The sequence below is a fragment of the Arthrobacter melezitosi genome (genome assembly GCF_054511055.1).
This window is the reverse complement of the sequence record NZ_JBTNDJ010000017.1, coordinates 20,286-36,579: the sequence shown is the minus strand read 5'-3', so window position 1 is coordinate 36,579 and position 16,294 is coordinate 20,286. Positions and strand designations below refer to the sequence as shown.

The window sequence follows — 16,294 nt, the reverse complement described above, 5'->3', positions numbered from 1 at the left end:
GAAAGTTGGGACAATGCCGCGGCCTACTTCACGGCTCCGGCGGTCAGCCCGCCGATCAACCGCTTCTCGATGAGGGCGAAGAGGATGATCACGGGAATGATCGCGACGATCGAAATCCCGAACACGTACTGCCAGCTTGTCGCGTACTGGCCAATGAACTTGGTCAGGGCCACCGACAACGGCTGGTTCTCCGCCGTCGACATGATGACTAGGGAGGCAGCGAACTCGTTCCACGACGAGACGAAGGTGAAGATGATCGCCGTGACGATGCCCGGCCAGACGAGTGGGAGATTCACGCTGAAGAGGACCTTGAGCCGGCCGGCGCCGTCGAGCTGGGCCGCCTCGTCGATCTCCTTCGGAATGCCGGCGAAGAAGCTGTGCATGATCCACAGTGCGAAGGAGAGGTTGAACGCGGCGTTGATGAGGATCATCGCAAGCCAGGTGTCGTTGATGTCGAGCACGAGCATCTGGCGGAACAGCCCCGCGGTGAGGACGGCCGGCTGCAGCATCTGCGTCACGATGACGAGGAACAGGAACGCGAGCTTCCCCGGGAAGCGGAAGCGGGCCGTGTAGTACGCCGCGGGGGTCGCCACCAGCAGCACGAGCAGGGTGGCGAAGATCGAGATGATGAGGGTCGAGATGAGGTTGTACGGCAGCGGGGTCTCGGGGGTCGACCACATCGACGCGTAGTTGTCGAGCTGCAGGCCCTCCTGCGGAAGGTACCGCGGTGGGACCCGAAGGATTTCCGGCCGGGTCTTGAGCGAGCCCACGAGCATGATCAGGTACGGCGTCAGGAAGACGACGGCGACGGCGGCCCCGACGGCGATGCGCAGGCCCATCCGCCGGCCGCTCACGCCGTCGGGCCCGTACTTGCGGGTGCGGGCCTGCCGCGGCGGGAGGGTCGTGGCTTTCGCCGGGGCGCTTACTGACACCTCAGGTCTCCTTCATGGGTCGGACGACCTTCACGTACACCGCGACGATCAGGACGACGACGGCGAAATTCACGACGCTGAGGGCGCTGGCGATGTCGAGCCGCCGGTCGAACTGGAGCACCTTGAAGATGTAGGTCATGAGGGTGTCCGCGCTGTAGCCGGGGATCGACCCCGTCATGATGCGCAGGATCGGCAGGTTGTTGAAGACGTTGATGACGTTGATCAGCACCGCGACCGCGAGCGCACCGCGCAGCTGCGGCAGCACCACGCTGAAGTAGGTGCGGACGGGGCCCGCGCCGTCCATGGTGGCCGCCTCGAGGGCGTCGGCTGGAACTGCCTGCAGCCCGGCGAGCAGGGTGTAGGTGGTGAAGGGGATCGAGACGAAGATTCCGACGACGATCGCGGCCCCGAGCGCCGTGGCGACGTTCTTCGTGAAGCCGTAGGTGGAATCGAGGACGCCGATGTCCACGAGGAAGGCGTTCATGATGCCGTAGTCGCGGTCGAGCCCGTAGTAGAAGACAGTCGTCGTCATGACGACGCTTGCGGCCCAGGGGACGATCACGGCCATCCGCACGAAGGTCCGTCCTGGGAAGGGCTTGTTGAGGAAGTTGGCAAGCAGCAGGGAGAGGATGACCGTCACCGACACGACGACGACCACCCAGACGAACGTGTTGAGCAGGATCCGGGGAAGGTTCGGATCGGCGAAGACCGTGGCGAAATTGTCGAAGCCGACGCCTTCGACGTTGGTCCCGGCCTGGCTGATCCGCCGGGTCGAGGAGTAGATCATGTACGCGGCGGGAAAGAGGACGACTCCGAAGATCAGGAGCAGCACAGGCCCGACCCAGGGAAGGGCCGCCCACAGGCTGTCACGGTTCTGGAGACCGACGCCGCGTTTCCGTTCCCGGATCACCGGGGCTGACAAAGTGCTCATGGGGTGCGGACCGTTCCTTGGGGAACGCGGGGGAGCCGGCCGGACCGGACCGGCTCCCCTGCTGGCGAGAGATTTTTGCCGTTGACGTGCGGCGGGAGCCGTTCGTCAGCCGGCGGAGTCGGCCTTGGCCTGGATCTGGTCAAGGACCGTCTTGGCGTCCTGGTCCTCAAGCTGGCCCATGAGCGACTTGAAGGCGCCATCCGTTGCGTTCCACGCCGGGTTGGACGTGGGGTAGAACTTTGCGTCGGGAAGCATCTCGAGGAACGGCTTCAGGACTTCGTTCGATGCCATCGCCTCGGAGCCGCTCTTGGTGGTCGGGAGGAACCCTTCGGCCTCGACCCACGGGACGTAGGTGTCGGTTTCGAAGAAGAAGTCCATGAACTTGGTGATGGCCTCCTGCTTGTTTCCATCGTTCTTGAAGGCCATCAGCCGGTCCGCGACGCCGAGCGTTGCGGGCTCCCCGGTGTTCGTCGGAACGTTCGCGACACCGTAGTTGAGGTCGGGGTTTTCCTTTTCGATCTGGCCAACGGTCTGGGGCAGCGCATAGACCATGCCGATCTGGCCCTGGGCGAAAACGTTGATCATCGGGGTGCGCTGGGTGGCACCGGGGTCGGGCTGGGTGAGGCCGTCGGTGATCATCTTCTTCATGAACTCGGCCGCTTCGATGTTCTCCGGCGTGTTGACCGTGATTTCGGATTCGTCCCCGAAATCACCGCCGTTTCCTGCGAACCAGATGAGGCTCTCGCCCTGGGCTTCCTCGGAGCCCAGGGGCATGCCGTAGCCTGGCGTCCCCGTGGCGGTGATTTTCTGGGCCGCGTCGTAGAGCTCGTCCCAGGTGGTGGGCGGGGCGGAGACGCCGGCCTCTTCCATCAGGTCCTCGTTGTAGAAGAGGGCGCGGGCAGAGGCGAGCAGCGGAAGTCCGTACTGGGTCCCCTCAAAGGATTCGTTCTCGACGAAGGAATCCTGGAAGTCGCCGATGATGTCCTCCGAGGCGACGTCCTCTGCCGGGTAGAGCAGCCCCTCGGAGGCGAAGGCCGAGAACGCCCCGCCGTTATAGATGTCGGGGGCCTCGCCGGACTGGATCTTGGTCTGCAGCACCGACTCGAGGTTTTCCCAGGATTCGATCTGCAGGTTCACCGTGATGCCGTCATTGGCCGCTTCGAACTCCTCAACGACCCCTTCCCACAAGCCCTTGGTGGCGTCGGAGTAGCTCGGGACGAGCATGTCGATCGTGGTGTCTCCGCCTTCGCCTTCCGCTTCGGATCCACCTCCACCGAAACCGCAGGAGGTGACCATCAGGGTCCCTGCGGCGACGGCAGCTACGAGACCTTTGCGCAGTCTGCTCTTCATGACTTCCTCTTTCAGGTGGAATGGTGGCCCGGCCCGGATCCCCGGTCGAACGGGCGCGGGCGGGAATGGGTGCGGCTCGGAAATCGAATGCGAATGTGGTGGTTTTTGGCACTTCAAGGCTTCTCACGATCACCAAAAATCACCTAGTCCCAAAAGAATGACGTGATCTACGTCTCACGTCAAGGGAAAAGTGGCCGGTCCGTGGCTCCACCGTACGCCCATCCCATCGCACCCCACTCCGTCCCGCGACGTCCCCCGGAGGTTCCGCGGGGGCATTCCGTAATGATTGCTACTGATTGCTGGACTTTGACTTCGATCACGCCGCATCATGGGAGCAGTCTTCTCCCCCTCCACCCCGTGCCCCACCGGGTGGCACCGCCCAAAGGAGTCCCATGGCACAGCCCAGCGAACCCGCAGCGTCGACCGCGGCGGCCCCCGGCCGGCACATGGCAGCGGAACTGGCCTCCCAGCCCGAGGTCTGGGAGCAGGCGATTGCCCAGGCCCGGTCCGAGCGGCTGATGCCGGCGGATGGAAGCCGGGTCGCCGTGATCGGATGCGGAACCTCCTGGTTCATGGCGCAGGCGTATGCTGCCGCCCGCGAAGCGGCCGGCAGGGGCGAAACCGACGCATTCGCCGCCTCGGAAGCCCCGGTGCTGGCCTCCCGCTCCTACGATTGCATCGTCGCCATCACCCGCTCGGGGACAACGAGCGAGATCCTCTCCGTCCTCGGCCAGGCCAGGGGACGCACGCCAACGGTCGTCCTGCTCGGCGACGCCGGTTCGCCGGCAACCGCGCTGGCGGACGCCGTCGTCGCCCTCCCCTATGCCGACGAGTCCTCCGTCGTCCAGACCCGCTTCGCGACGACCGCCCTCGCCTACCTGCTGACCACCGTGGGCGAGGACCTGACCGACGCCGTGGCGGACGCCCGGCGGGCGCTGGACGGTACGACCGAACAGGAACTGCTCGATGCGGAGCAGTTCAGCTTCCTCGGCACCGGCTGGACAGTGGGCCTGGCCCACGAAGCCGCCCTCAAGATGCGCGAGGGCGTCCAGGGGTGGACCGAGTCCTACCCCGCCATGGAATACCGCCACGGCCCCATCGCCATCGCGGCCCCCGGCCGGGTCACCTGGTCCTTCGGGAACGCCCCCGACGGCCTCGGCGCGGAGGTCGCCGCCACCGGGGCCCTGTTCATCGATTCGGGACTCCACCCGCTCGCCGAGCTGGTGCGGGTCCACAAGGTGACACTCGAACGCGCCCGGGCCCGCGGCCTGGACCCCGACGCTCCGCGCAACCTCACCCGCTCCGTCATCCTTGGAGGCTGAGCGATGAGCGGAGGAAAGAGTGGACCGGGAGCGCTGGCCGGCCCGCCACCGGGGCTGACGGAGGAAGAGGGAACCCGGCCCGGCGCCGGCCTCGGTGCGCCTCCGCCACGTACGGTCCTTGCCTTCGACGTCGGCGGCACCGACATGAAGGCGGCCCTCGTGGACGAGGCGGGCCGGCTCCATTCCCTCCTGCGCGTCCCCACGCCCCGGGACGGGCGACGCCCCGGTGAGGTGGTGGTCGCCAAGGTCGCCTCGCTGACCTCCGACTACCTCGCCAGGCACCCGGGGTGCTCCGTCGAGTCGATCGGCCTCGTGGTGCCCGGACTCGTCGACGAAGAGGCAGGCATCGGCCGGATGTCGGCCAACCTCGGGTGGCGCGACTATCCCTTCACCGCCGAACTCACCCGCGCCACAGGCCTCCCCGTGGCGTTCGGGCACGACGTGAGCATCGCCGGGGAAGCCGAGATGCGCGCCGGCGCCGGGCGGGGCCTGCGCGACGCCGTCGTTCTGATCATCGGCACCGGGATCGCCGGTGCGGTGTTCTGCGAAGGACGGCGGGTGCGCGCCGACGGGTACGCCGGGGAGATCGGCCACGCTGAGGTTCCCGGAGGCACCCGGTGCCCCTGCGGGGCTAACGGATGCCTCGAAACCGTCGGCTCGGCGGGCGCCATCGCGAGGCGCTACACCGAGCTCTCAGGGAATGCGGTGCCCGGAGCAGAGGCCGTCCTGCGGGCCGCCCAGAGCGGAGACCGGCACGCCGCGCAGGTGTGGCAGGAGGCGGTGGATGCGCTTGCCTTCAGCATCGGCCAGCTCACCGCGATCCTCGGCACCGAAGCCGTCATCCTCGGCGGCGGACTCGCCCAGGCCGGCCCGGCACTGCTGGAGCCCCTGCGCTCACGGGTCGAATCGAGGCTGTCCTTCCTGCGGGCTCCGCGGATCCTCACCTCGATCCTCGGCCAGGACGCGGGCCTCATCGGTGCGGGGCTGCGGGCCCGGGACCTGGTGCGCCCGGGATGACGCCGCGATCCGCAGCGGGCACGGTCCTCACAGTGACCCCCAACCCGGCCCTCGATGAGACCTACACGGTGCCGGGAATCGTCCTGGGGGCCAGCCACCGCGTGACGGCGCCGGCGGTGCGGGCCGGAGGGAAGGGCGTCAACGCCTCCCGCGTCCTGCACCAGCAGGGCCATCCGACACTCGCTCTGGCACCCGTGGGCGGACCGACCGGCGAGCAGTACGCAGCCGAGATCGCCGCGAGCGGCCTCCCCTCGGTCCTCGTGCCGACCACCGCCCCCACCCGCCGCAGCCTCGCCTTCCACGATCCGACAGCCGGCAGCACCCTTCTCTTCAACGAAACCGGCAGCGCCCTCACTCCGGCGGAGTGGGCAGGGCTCCGGGCCGCGGTCGGGGACGCCCTCCCCGGCGCCGACTGCGTCGTCGGCTCGGGAAGCCTCCCTCCCGGGGCGCCGGCCGACTTCTACGCGGTGCTGGTGCGCCGGTGCGCGGAAGCGGGAATTCCCTGCATCATCGACACCTCCGGCCCGGGGCTGCTCCGGGCGGCCGAAGCCGGCGCCGACGCGTTGAAGCCCAATGCGGAGGAACTGCGCGAGGCAACTGGGGAAGAGGACCCGGTCCGCGGCGCACGGCTCCTGCTCGGCCTCGGAGCCCGCTGCGTCTTCGTCAGCTGCGGCGGGGACGGGATGCTCGCGTTCACGGCCGACGCACCCGGGAGCCACCTCCACGCAGCCCTCCCCGAGCCGCTGCACGGCAACGCCACAGGAGCCGGCGACGCGGCCGTCGCGGCACTCGCCACCCTGTTCGCCGCAGGGTCCGGGGAGCTCGGGGAGATGCTCCGCCGGGCCACCGCGTGGTCGGCGGCCGCGGTGCTCATGCCGACGGCCGGCGGGATCCACCCCGACCATCTGAGCCTTTCCGCGAGAGTCTCGGTGACCCGGCACGACGACGGCGCATCTCCAAGAACCAGCGCCCCGGACCTTCCACCCCCCGGAAAGGAATCCTGATGGGACTCACCCCCACGCGCGAGATCCTCGAGGCCGCCTTCGCCGCCGGTACCGGCATCGGAGGCTTCAACGTGCTGCACCTGGAGACCGCCGAGGCGATAGTCGAAGGAGCCGAGGCGGCCGGGCTGCCGGTGATCCTCCAGATCTCCCAAAACTGCGCGGGCTACCACGGGGCGCTCGAGCCCCTGGCGCTGGCCTGCCGCGCCGTCGCTGCTGCCGCAGCGGTCCCGGTGGCGCTGCACCTCGACCACGCCGAAGACGAGGACCTCGTCCATGAGGCCATCCGGCTGGGCTTCGGCTCGGTGATGTACGACGGCGCGCGCCTGCCCTACGCGGAGAACGTCGAGGCGACGGCGCGGGTTGCCAGGCACGCACGCGACCGCGGCGTCCTGATCGAGGCCGAACTCGGCAGGGTCGGCGGCAAGGACGGCGCGCACACGCCCGGGGTCCGCACCGACCCCGGGGAAGCCCGCGCCTTCGTGGATGCCACCGGGGTGGATGCCCTCGCCGTCGCCGTCGGTTCGTCCCACGCGATGACCGAACGGACCGCGTCCCTTGATGTGGACCTCGTGCGCGAGCTGCGCCGGTCGTTGGAGATCCCCCTGGTCCTCCACGGGTCCTCCGGCGTTCCCGATGGATCACTTGTGGAGGCGGTAAAGGCTGGAATGACCAAGATCAACATCTCCACCCACCTCAACGGCTTCTTCACCCGGGCCGTGCGGGGCGTCCTCGAAAAGCAACCAGACCTCGTCGACTCCCGGCGCTACCTCGGCGCCGGACGGCAGGCCCTGGCGCCCGAGGCGGGGCGCCTCCTGACGCTGATCGCCACCGGACCGGGCGGACGCTAGGCCATGGAGAAAACCGAAAGGCTCAATGCCATCCTCGACCTGCTCGCCGCCGACGGGCAGGTCCAGGTCGGGGACATCGTCACCGAGCTCAAAGTCTCCCCCGCCACCGCCCGCAGGGACCTCGACAGCCTCGCCGCCCAGCGCCTCCTCACCCGGACCCGCGGCGGGGCCACCATGGAATCGGTGGCATACGACCTGCCGACCCGCTACAACCGCGACGACCACACGGCCCAGAAGCAGGCGATCGCCCAGGCCGCGAGCGCCCTGGTGCCCATGGGCGCGGTGATCGGGCTCTGCGGCGGCACCACGAGCACCGCCATCGCCCAGGTCCTCGGGATGCGTGCGGACCTCATGGAGCCCTCCAACAAGCCGACGCTCACGGTTGTCACAAACGCCATCAATATCGCGGTGCAGCTTGTGGTGCGGCCGCACATCCGCATCATGGTGACCGGAGGGGTCGTCAACCCGCGCTCCTACGAGCTCGTGGGGCCCTACACCGACGTCATCCTCCAGCGGGTGGCCCTCGACCTTGCGTTCGTCGGCGTGAACGGCCTCGACCCCGGGATCGGGCCGACCGTCAACGACGAGGGCGAAGCGGCGGTCAACGCCCTGATGGCGCGCCGGGCCTCCGAGACGTACATCGTCGCGGACTCCTCAAAGATCGGCATGCGGAGTTTCGCCACGATGACCGGCTACGTGTTCAACAACCTCATCACCGACAGCGGCATCACCGCCGCCCAGAAAGAAGCGTTCGAAGCCGGTGGGACGAAGGTGTTGATCGCCCCGCCCGTCCCGCTCTGACCCGTCCCGCATCCGCTCCACCGATCGGCTCCCCATGCATATCGTCATCCTCGCCAACGCCTCCGACATCGGCGGATACGCCACTGACCGGATCCTCCGCCGGCTGTCCGCCGGCACGCTGCGGACCCTCGGGGTGGCCACCGGGTCCTCGCCGCTGTCCCTCTACCAGGAGCTGGAGCGCCGGTGGACGCCTGCCCTGGGCGCACTGACCGCCTTCGCGCTCGATGAGTATGTCGGGCTGCCTTCCGACCACCCCGAGAGCTATGCGTCGGTGATCCGGCGCGAGGTCACCGACCGGCTCCGGCTCGACCCTTCGAAGGTCCACGTGCCGCAGGGGAACGCCGCCGACCTCCCGGCGGCGTGCGCCGAGTTCGAGGCCGCCATCACGGCCGCCGGCGGCATCGACCTCCAGATCCTCGGCATCGGACGCAACGGTCACATCGGCTTCAACGAGCCAACCTCCTCCCTTGCCTCCCGGACCCGGGTGAAGACCCTGATGTCGGCGACCCGGCTCGACAACGCGCGGTTCTTCGCCGATGTGCAGCAGGTGCCGCGGCACTGCGTCACGCAGGGGCTCGGCACCATCCTCGAGGCACGGGAGGTACTGCTCGTGGCCCAGGGGGCGGCCAAGGCCGATGCCATCGCCCGGGCCGTGGAAGGCCCGGTGTCGAGCATGTGCCCGGCGTCCGTGCTGCAGCTCCACCCCCGGGCCACCCTGGTCATGGACGAGGAGGCAGCACAGCAGCTGACGCTCCGTGAGTACTACCGCTTCGTCCAGGACAATCCCGTCGAGGGCACCACCGGTTCGCCCTGACCGCGCCGGCGGCCCGAAGCAGGGCTGCACTTCCTCCGCAAAGCCACTACCCTGCTGTCATGCCGCGCGTCATCTACAACACCGCCACCTCACTCAACGGGTTCATCGCCGACGAGTCCAACTCCCTGGCCTGGCTCTTCGCCGCCGAAGCCCCCGACCCCTCCCTCCATGAGCGCTTCCTCTCCGGCATCGGGGTGCTGGTGCAGGGATCGACGACCTACGAGTGGGTCCTCCGGGAGGAAAAACTGCTCGAAGCACCCGAAAAGTGGCCCGCCTACTTCGGGCCGCGCCCAACCTTCGTCTTCACCTCCCGGACGCTGCCGGTGCCCCGCGGAGCCGACGTCCGCTTCGTCAGCGGGTCCGTGGAGGCGGCCTATCCGCGACTGGTCGAGGCGGCAGGCGGGAAGGACATCTGGGTTGTCGGCGGCGGCGACCTCGCCGGGCAGTTCCTTGACAGCGGCCACCTCGACGAGATCCAGCTCTCGGTGGCGCCGGCCGCACTGACCGGCGGCGCCCCGGTGCTACCGCGGAAGGTGAACCCCGACGCCCTGGTCCTGCGGGAAGCCACCCAGCAGGGGCAGTTCGCCCAGCTCATCTACGACGTGCGGCGCTGACGGGCCGCGCGCCGAACGGGTTGACCGAATAAACGAAACGGGTGGAATCCAGCACGGGAATTCCACCCGATTAAGAATTATTAGCCCTCACCGCCCGCTGGCCCGCAACCCGGGATCGACAGAAATACGATTCGAGCGGCCGACACTGCGCCGCCTATTTCTGCTCCAACAAAAAACAGCAACCCCTCGCTCCCCTTCCCCACTCCTGCGTGCCCTACCCGATGTTCCGGCCAATCCGCGGGGCTCCTCCTCCCCAGGCAGGGACAGAGGTGAGATCGGCGGCTTCGAGGGCCTCTCAGTCCATCGGATGACTTCCGTACTTCTATCGGATGACATTCCCGCTTTCCGGGCAGTTAGGGCCTTTCCGCCGCGTAGGCTGAAAAGGAAACAAGCGAATCAGTGTGCGGAGAATGCCATTTCCCACACGAACGACCATGCCTTCCCAGGCCGTTAGGAAATAATGTCGAATTACCCGCTTCAAGGCACCGCAGGAAAGAATTACCAGGAGACACCCGGGGAGGGCGCCGGCGCCCGGCGCCCGGCCGGGGGTAGGACCCTGGGCATCGTCGGCCTGATCCTTGCGTTCCTCATCAGCCCCGTGGGGCTGATCATCAGCATCATCGCGATGGTCAGGGCGCGAATAGAGGGGACGCGTACCGGGACCGCCCTCGCCGGGATCATCGTTGGGCTGATCGGCACTGTACTGCTGGTGATCGGCGCCTTCGTCGTCGCGTCGCTCGTCCCGGACTTCGTGCAGCTGACTGAACAGTGCCAGGGCCTGGGCTCAGGAACGACGGTGGAGGTCCGTGGCGCGGAGGTGCAATGCCCCTAGCCCTGCGGTGGTGACAATCGGCTTCGGACCGCCGGAAGGAGGCCACCGGGGCCTGGCCTCCGACCAACCGGCCCCGGTGGGCGGAGAATCACCCCGCCCACCGCGGCCGGTTCCCAAGGCATCGGGTCGATCTTTGGATGCTTCGGGTGGGCCGGGTGCCGCATCGGGCGGGAAGGCCGGGACTGCTACTCGAGGTTGGGGATGATCTTGCGGGCGAGGGTGATGAGCTGCGCCTGTTCGTCGGCCGTGAGGCTCTGCACCGTCTTCCGTTCGAGTTCCTCCCAAATCCGGAGTGTGCGGTCCCGGAGGGCCTGGCCGGCATCGGTGAGGAAGACAAGGGTGACCCTGCCATCGACACTCGACTTCTCCCGCCTGACCAGGCCCGCGGCCTCGAGTCGGCGCACGGACTTGGCGATTGTCGAGTGGTCCAAGCGTTGGGTCTGACCGAGCGCTTTTTGGGATTGGCCGTCCTCATCCCAGAGCTGCATGAGGATCAGTTCCTGGCCCGGGAAAAGCCCAAGGTCCGAAAGCGTTGACGCCGCCAGTGCCCGGTGTGAGCGGGCCAGGCTGAAGATGGCCCAGCCGACGGGAAAGTTGCGGGCTGTGGAGGGCTGGGACTCCGCACTTCCGTTCGGGGTTTTCACGATTGCTGCCTTTGGTTTGTTGTCCTGAGGTGAGGGGCGGGCGGGCTCAACCCGGTTTCCCGCGCCCAAGCGGGTCAACCCTAGCATTCCGTAGCACCCGGCGCCCCGGAGTGCCCCGGAGTGCCCCGACGGGCGTAGACCAGCCCCGGGCCTTCGTGCGCGGGGACGGGACCCGAAGGTCCAGGCGCAGGGGTACCGGGGTGCCGGACCGATCCTGCCAGGGCAGACCGATGGGTGGAGGGGACGTAGGCCCCTCCACCCATCGATGGTCGTTCAGCGGCACGCTGGTGCCATCGCCCTGCTGAGTGGCTACCTGCCGGCAGGCTCCAGGACGGGATAGTCGGTGTAGCCTTCGGCGCCGCCGCCGTAGAAGGTCGCCGGGTTGCCCTCGTTGAACTCGGCGCCGGTCTTCAGGCGCTCGACGACGTCGGGGTTGGCCAGCGCCCACGTCCCGATCGGGGCGATGTCGGCCAGTCCGGCCTCGACGTCGGCGGCCACGTCCTCCCGGGCCCGTCCGGCGCGCAGCACGAGCAGGGTGTTGGGGAATGCGGCCCGGATGTCGCGGAGCAGTTCTTCGTCTCCAATGTGCAGCACGTGCACGTAGGCGAGGTCGAGCTTCGCCAGCTCCTTCACGAGGTACCGGTAGAGATCGGCCGATTCGGGACCTTCGTTGAGGTCGCCGAGGGTCAGGCCCGGGGAGAGGCGGATGCCGGTGCGCTCGGCGCCGATCTCCTCGGCGATGGCGCGGGCAACCTCGAGGGCGAAGCGGGAGCGGTTCTCGATGGAGCCGCCGTACTCATCGGTGCGCTCGTTGGCGTTGGGGGCGAAGAACTGCTGCAGCAGGTACCCGTTGGCGCCGTGGATCTCGACGCCGTCGGCTCCGGCCCGGATGGCCGCGGCGGCCGCGGTGCGGAAGTCCTTCACCGTCGCGGCGATGTCCTCAACGCTCAGCTCCCTGGGCACGGGGATATTCTGCGGACCGGCCGCAGTGAACACCGGTACACCCGGGGCGATGGCCGAGGGGGCCACCGGGGTGCGGTGGTGCGGGGTGTTGTCCGGGTGCGACATCCGCCCTGCGTGCATCAGCTGAATGAACAGGGCACCGCCTGCGTCGTGGACAGCCGAGGTCACCGCCTTCCAGCCCTCGACGTGCGCATCGGTGTAGATGCCGGGGGTGTTCAGGTAGCCCTGCCCGTCGTCCGAGGGCTGGACGCCTTCGGTGATGAGCAGCCCCAGCGAGGCGCGCTGGGCGTAGTATTCGGCGGCGAGTTCCCCGGGAGTGCCGTCGGCGTTCGCCCGGCCGCGGGTCATGGGCGCCATAGCGAGGCGGTGGTTCAGGGTGATGTTGCCGACGGTGGTGGGTTCAAAAAGGTTGGACATTGTTTTTCCGATCGATTGGATGTGGAAATTCCGGTGGGGTTGAGGTGGAGCTGGAAGGCGACCCGGGCGGCGCCCCGGGCATCAGTACATGGACGCGCCGCCGTCGACGTTGAGGATCTGTCCGGTGATGAAGGAAGCGTCCTCCGAGGCCAGGAAGAGCGTGGGTCCCACGAGATCCTCGGGTACCTCGTCGCGCTGCAGGGCGCGGGCGTCGCGCTGCGCCTTGAGGATTTCGGCGGGGAAGCTGTCGCGGACCGCCTCGGTGACTGTCAGTCCCGGGGTGATGACGTTGACGGTGATGCCGTATCCGCCGACCTCGCGGGCCAGGGAACGGGAGAACCCGATGATTCCGGCCTTGGCGGCAACGTAATGGGCCTGGCCCGCGGTTCCGTCGAAGACCGATCCCGAGCCGTAGTTGATGATCCGGCCGGCGTCCGAACCCTTCATGAGGGGCAGGACTGCCTGGGCCATCAGGAAGGTGCCGGTCAGATTGATGTCGATGATTTTGCGGAACTGGGCCGACGTCATGTCCTCGACCTTGGAGAACGGGAAGTAGCCTGCGGCGTTGATCAGCACATCGATGCGCCCGGCAGTGCTGCGGGCGAAATCGGCGACGCGGGCGATGTCCTCCTCGGAGGAGACATCTGCGGCAATGATGGCGAGCCTCGCATCGGCATCGTACCGCTGCCGCCATGCGGTGAGGGTTTCTTCTCGGGCATCCGTGGCGAGAACGGTGTCCCCGTTGGCGAGGAACCTCTCGACAAGGACGGTTCCTACGCCGCCCGCTGCGCCGGTGATGAGTACTACTCGACTGCTGTTCATGATGTCTTCCTTGGATGGTCGGGTGGAATTTACGTTGCCAGCCACATGTATAGTGCCCGGAGCGCTGACCCTATTCCCTGTCGGGGGGGGGGGGCCGACTCCAGCGCTCCTGCTGACGCACTGTCGACATCCCGTTTAGGTTGCCGACCACATGTATAGCAAGGGTGGAACCGGATTTATTCCGGTCGGCTGCCGGGGGTGCGCTGCGGTCCAGCTCTCCAGATATCGTCCCGTTCACCGGGTTCTTCCCCTGCGCTTGCCGAACCGGATCGCCCCGGCAACGGCAATAATGACAGGATGGGCTTCGCTGTCCGCCCGGCCGTGCCCGCCGACGCCGCCGCGCTGGCTGCCTGCGCCGCCGTGACCTTCCCGCTGGCCCGCCCGCCCGGCTCGGACCCCGGGACATCCAACATTTCCTCGACACCGAACTGTCGGCCGAGCGGTTCGCCGAGCACCTCGGCGACCCCGACAAAGCGATCCTCTGTGTGGACCGGCACCCGGCCAGCGGCGCTTCGGACGCTGGGGGTTCGACGGAGCGTGGGCTCGGCGGGTACAGCATGCTGGTCCTGAGCCAGCCGGACGATGCCGGGACCCGCGGGTCCCTGACGGTCCTCCCGGCGGTGGAGCTGAGCAAGTTCTACATCGACCCCGCCCACCACGGCACCGGCGCCGCGCGGGCGTTGATGCAGGCCTCACTCCGCGCCGCGGCCTGCACCGGAATGCCCGGCATCTGGCTCGGCGTCAACCAAGAGAACGAGCGTGCCATCCGGTTCTACGCACGCAGTGGCTTCCGCCTTGCCGGAACGAAAACCTTCCGGCTGGGTGGGCGCCTTGAGGACGACTACATCTTTGAGCAGCGCCTTGGTGGGGATCCAGGTCAGGCGGGCGGGCCGTAGCCCGAAGGTACCGTTCCCATCAACATCGGCAGCTGGCTGATGACGAAGCTGTAGAAGATAACCCCCCAGATCATCATCAAACAGTAGTAGGCGACGGCCGCCCAGGCGAGGATCCGGCCCGCGGTCGAGGGCTCGCCCAGCCGCTCGGCCCGACCCGCCTGAATCAGGGCCAGGGGCACGAAGACGATGGGAAACCAGAAGCTCAGGAATCCGAAGGCAAGGGAGAGCTGCATGTGCTTCTTGCCTGCCAGCGAGTCCATCGGAGTGCCGGCCCCGCGGTACCCGAGGCCCGCACCGCCGAAGGGCTGCTCGCTGGGATACGGCGGCCTGCTCCGGCTTGCATACTGGGACATCGATGATCCTTCCACGGAAAAAGCGGTCGGGGCGCTGCGCCCCGATGAGACGACTACAGACCGGCCCGAGCCCGCGTGGAAGGTTCCCCCATCGATGCGATATGCCTAAGGCGGCATGAGAACTATAGCCCGGTATTTTTGCAGTGGAAAGATACACATGTTACGCGTGAGCAAACCGGTGGTCAGAAAGGAAGGGAATCCATGGACTGGGGAGTTGTCCTCACCTGGCTGGCGGTGGTGCTCGGCGTCTACGCCGTGCTGCTCCTCGGTCTTGCCGCGTACGCCAGGGCCCATCCCGAAACCCTCACCATGACCGATGCGCTGCGCTTCCTGCCCGACCTTCTCCGCCTGCTCCGCCGCCTCGCCGCCGACAGGGCCGTTCCCACCGGAGTGCGTGCCGGCCTCGTGCTGCTCCTTGCCTACCTGCTGCTCCCCATCGACCTGGTGCCCGATTTCCTCCCCGGGATCGGCTACGCCGACGACGTCCTGCTGATCGCGCTCGTGCTGCGCCTCACCGTCCGCCGCGCCGGGGCGTCCGCGGTTGAACGCCATTGGCCCGGCAGCCCCCAGGGCCTCGCTGTCGTCTTTCGGCTCGCCGGCCTCTAGCCGAGCCGCCGTCGACATCTGGCGTAACCGGAGCGCGCGGCCTCGGCGGGTCCGGGCGTAGTCTCCCGGCATGGTTTCAAGCCCAATTCCAGTATTCGACCTCGGCGCCGCCCGCCGCCCCGATGGCACCTTCGACCCGTCCTTCATCGACCGGCTCCGCGACGCCGCGCACACCGTCGGCTTCTTCCAGGTGACCAACTACGGTGCCTCCGACCGCCAGGCGGAGGAGCTGCTGTCGAAGGCCCGCCGATTCTTCGACCTGCCGATCGAGGAGCGCCTGCGGCTCGACAACCGGCGCTCGCCCCACTTCAGGGGCTATGCCAGCCTTGGCACCGAGGTCACCCGCGGCCGCGCCGACGCCCGCGAACAGCTCGACTTCTCGCCGGACCGCGAGCCCCTCGAGAGCTATCCGGACAACCAGCCGTACTGGCTGCTCCAGGGGCCCAACCAGTGGCCCACCGCCGCCCTTCCCGAATTGGAGCACGCCGCGATGGCGTGGGCCGAACTGCTCTCCACGGTGGGGGCGGAACTGCTCGGTGCCCTCTCGGTGGCGCTGGGCCTGCCCGAAGACCATTTCGCGGAGCCCTTCGAAGGCACACCGGCCTGGATGGCGAAGCTTGTCCACTATGTCGGCGGCGACGGCGCGGCGGAGGGCCAGGGCGTCGGTTCCCACGCCGACTACGGTTTCGTCACCCTCCTGCTCCAGGACGAGGTGGGCGGCCTTGAGGTCCTCCCCCGCGGGGGCTCCGGCTGGGTGCCGGTTGAGCCGATCCCGGGTGCGCTCGTCGTCAACCTCGGGGAGATGCTCGAAGTCGCCACCCAGGGTTACCTGGCCGCCACGATCCACCGGGTGGTCTCACCTCCCCCCGGCGTCGACCGTTACGCGGTCCCGTTCTTCTGGTCCCCCCGGCTCGACGCCGTCATCGAGCCGGTGGTGCTTCCCGCGGAGCTCGCGGCCGCCGCCACAGGGATCTCGGACGACCCGGAGAATCCAATGCTCGCCTCCTACGGGGCGAATGTCCTCAAGGGCCGGCTGCGGGCCCACCCCGACGTCGCCGAGCTGCACCACCCCGGGCTGGTCCGGCAGTAGGTCCGGCCGGCGCACCCGGCGCGGCGTCCGGGCCCCGG

18 protein-coding genes are annotated in these 16,294 nt (G+C 68.2%); 11 read left to right on the top strand and 7 right to left on the bottom strand.

Going from position 1 to position 16,294, the window contains the following annotated elements; all coding sequences use genetic code 11:
• Positions 1–23 precede the first annotated feature (23 nt).
• From ACX80W_RS14475 to ACX80W_RS14465, 3 genes are all read right to left on the bottom strand, one after another.
• Positions 24–932: a carbohydrate ABC transporter permease gene (locus ACX80W_RS14475; protein ID WP_459284460.1), complete on the bottom strand. Its 909-nt coding sequence runs from the start codon at positions 930–932 to the stop codon at positions 24–26.
• Between the two features lies 1 nt (position 933).
• Complete coding sequence (locus ACX80W_RS14470; protein WP_459284458.1) at positions 934–1,863, bottom strand: carbohydrate ABC transporter permease; 930 nt, start codon at positions 1,861–1,863, stop codon at positions 934–936.
• Between the two features lie 105 nt (positions 1,864–1,968).
• Positions 1,969–3,213, bottom strand: coding sequence for an extracellular solute-binding protein (locus ACX80W_RS14465; RefSeq protein ID WP_459284456.1), 1,245 nt, complete (start codon positions 3,211–3,213; stop codon positions 1,969–1,971).
• A 392-nt stretch (positions 3,214–3,605) separates the two neighbouring features.
• On the opposite strand from ACX80W_RS14465, the gene ACX80W_RS14460 reads away from it, so the two are divergent.
• The 8 genes from ACX80W_RS14460 to ACX80W_RS14425 all read left to right on the top strand — a co-directional run bounded on the left by ACX80W_RS14460 (position 3,606) and on the right by ACX80W_RS14425 (position 10,465).
• Positions 3,606–4,535, top strand: a complete 930-nt coding sequence (locus ACX80W_RS14460) for an SIS domain-containing protein (RefSeq protein ID WP_459284454.1) — start codon at positions 3,606–3,608, stop codon at positions 4,533–4,535.
• Between the two features lie 3 nt (positions 4,536–4,538).
• On the top strand, positions 4,539–5,552 hold the full coding sequence (locus ACX80W_RS14455; RefSeq protein WP_459284452.1) for an ROK family protein: 1,014 nt from the start codon (positions 4,539–4,541) through the stop codon (positions 5,550–5,552).
• Between the two features lie 32 nt (positions 5,553–5,584).
• Positions 5,585–6,556, top strand: a complete 972-nt coding sequence (locus tag ACX80W_RS14450; RefSeq protein WP_459284451.1) for a 1-phosphofructokinase family hexose kinase — start codon at positions 5,585–5,587, stop codon at positions 6,554–6,556.
• A complete protein-coding gene (locus ACX80W_RS14445) occupies positions 6,556–7,404 on the top strand; it encodes a class II fructose-bisphosphate aldolase (protein ID WP_459284449.1) in 849 nt (282 codons plus the stop codon). Before ACX80W_RS14450 ends, ACX80W_RS14445 begins: the two co-directional genes overlap by 1 nt.
• 3 nt (positions 7,405–7,407) lie before the next feature.
• Positions 7,408–8,205, top strand: a complete 798-nt coding sequence (locus ACX80W_RS14440) for a DeoR/GlpR family DNA-binding transcription regulator (RefSeq protein ID WP_459284447.1) — start codon at positions 7,408–7,410, stop codon at positions 8,203–8,205.
• A gap of 34 nt (positions 8,206–8,239) precedes the next feature.
• The gene (nagB, locus tag ACX80W_RS14435) at positions 8,240–9,019 is read left to right on the top strand and encodes a glucosamine-6-phosphate deaminase (protein WP_459284445.1); all 780 of its coding nucleotides are present in this window, start codon (positions 8,240–8,242) and stop codon (positions 9,017–9,019) included.
• 59 nt (positions 9,020–9,078) lie between these two features.
• On the top strand, positions 9,079–9,633 hold the full coding sequence (locus tag ACX80W_RS14430; RefSeq protein WP_459284443.1) for a dihydrofolate reductase family protein: 555 nt from the start codon (positions 9,079–9,081) through the stop codon (positions 9,631–9,633).
• 460 nt (positions 9,634–10,093) lie between these two features.
• On the top strand, positions 10,094–10,465 hold the full coding sequence (locus ACX80W_RS14425) for a DUF4190 domain-containing protein (RefSeq protein WP_459284442.1): 372 nt from the start codon (positions 10,094–10,096) through the stop codon (positions 10,463–10,465).
• 185 nt (positions 10,466–10,650) lie between these two features.
• Here the strand turns inward: ACX80W_RS14425 and ACX80W_RS14420 are convergent, their stop codons facing one another.
• The 3 genes from ACX80W_RS14420 to ACX80W_RS14410 all read right to left on the bottom strand — a co-directional run bounded on the left by ACX80W_RS14420 (position 10,651) and on the right by ACX80W_RS14410 (position 13,311).
• On the bottom strand, positions 10,651–11,109 hold the full coding sequence (locus ACX80W_RS14420) for a MarR family winged helix-turn-helix transcriptional regulator (RefSeq protein WP_459284440.1): 459 nt from the start codon (positions 11,107–11,109) through the stop codon (positions 10,651–10,653).
• Between the two features lie 309 nt (positions 11,110–11,418).
• Positions 11,419–12,489 carry an alkene reductase gene (locus tag ACX80W_RS14415; RefSeq protein ID WP_459284438.1) on the bottom strand — a complete coding sequence of 357 codons (1,071 nt, stop codon included), beginning with the start codon at positions 12,487–12,489 and terminating at the stop codon, positions 11,419–11,421.
• Positions 12,490–12,570: 81 nt separating this feature from the next.
• The gene (locus ACX80W_RS14410; RefSeq protein WP_459284436.1) at positions 12,571–13,311 is read right to left on the bottom strand and encodes an SDR family NAD(P)-dependent oxidoreductase; all 741 of its coding nucleotides are present in this window, start codon (positions 13,309–13,311) and stop codon (positions 12,571–12,573) included.
• 557 nt (positions 13,312–13,868) lie between these two features.
• On the opposite strand from ACX80W_RS14410, the gene ACX80W_RS14405 reads away from it, so the two are divergent.
• Positions 13,869–14,207, top strand: a complete 339-nt coding sequence (locus ACX80W_RS14405; protein WP_459284434.1) for a GNAT family N-acetyltransferase — start codon at positions 13,869–13,871, stop codon at positions 14,205–14,207.
• Here ACX80W_RS14405 and ACX80W_RS14400 read toward each other — a convergent pair.
• Complete coding sequence (locus ACX80W_RS14400; RefSeq protein ID WP_459284432.1) at positions 14,189–14,560, bottom strand: hypothetical protein; 372 nt, start codon at positions 14,558–14,560, stop codon at positions 14,189–14,191. The two genes, ACX80W_RS14405 and ACX80W_RS14400, sit on opposite strands and share 19 nt — an antisense overlap.
• A gap of 201 nt (positions 14,561–14,761) precedes the next feature.
• On the opposite strand from ACX80W_RS14400, the gene ACX80W_RS14395 reads away from it, so the two are divergent.
• Entirely contained in the window at positions 14,762–15,166 is a 405-nt protein-coding gene (locus tag ACX80W_RS14395) for a YkvA family protein (protein ID WP_459284430.1), read from the top strand.
• Positions 15,167–15,236: 70 nt separating this feature from the next.
• On the top strand, positions 15,237–16,256 hold the full coding sequence (locus ACX80W_RS14390) for an isopenicillin N synthase family dioxygenase (RefSeq protein ID WP_459284428.1): 1,020 nt from the start codon (positions 15,237–15,239) through the stop codon (positions 16,254–16,256).
• The last annotated feature ends 38 nt before the right edge of the window (positions 16,257–16,294 follow it).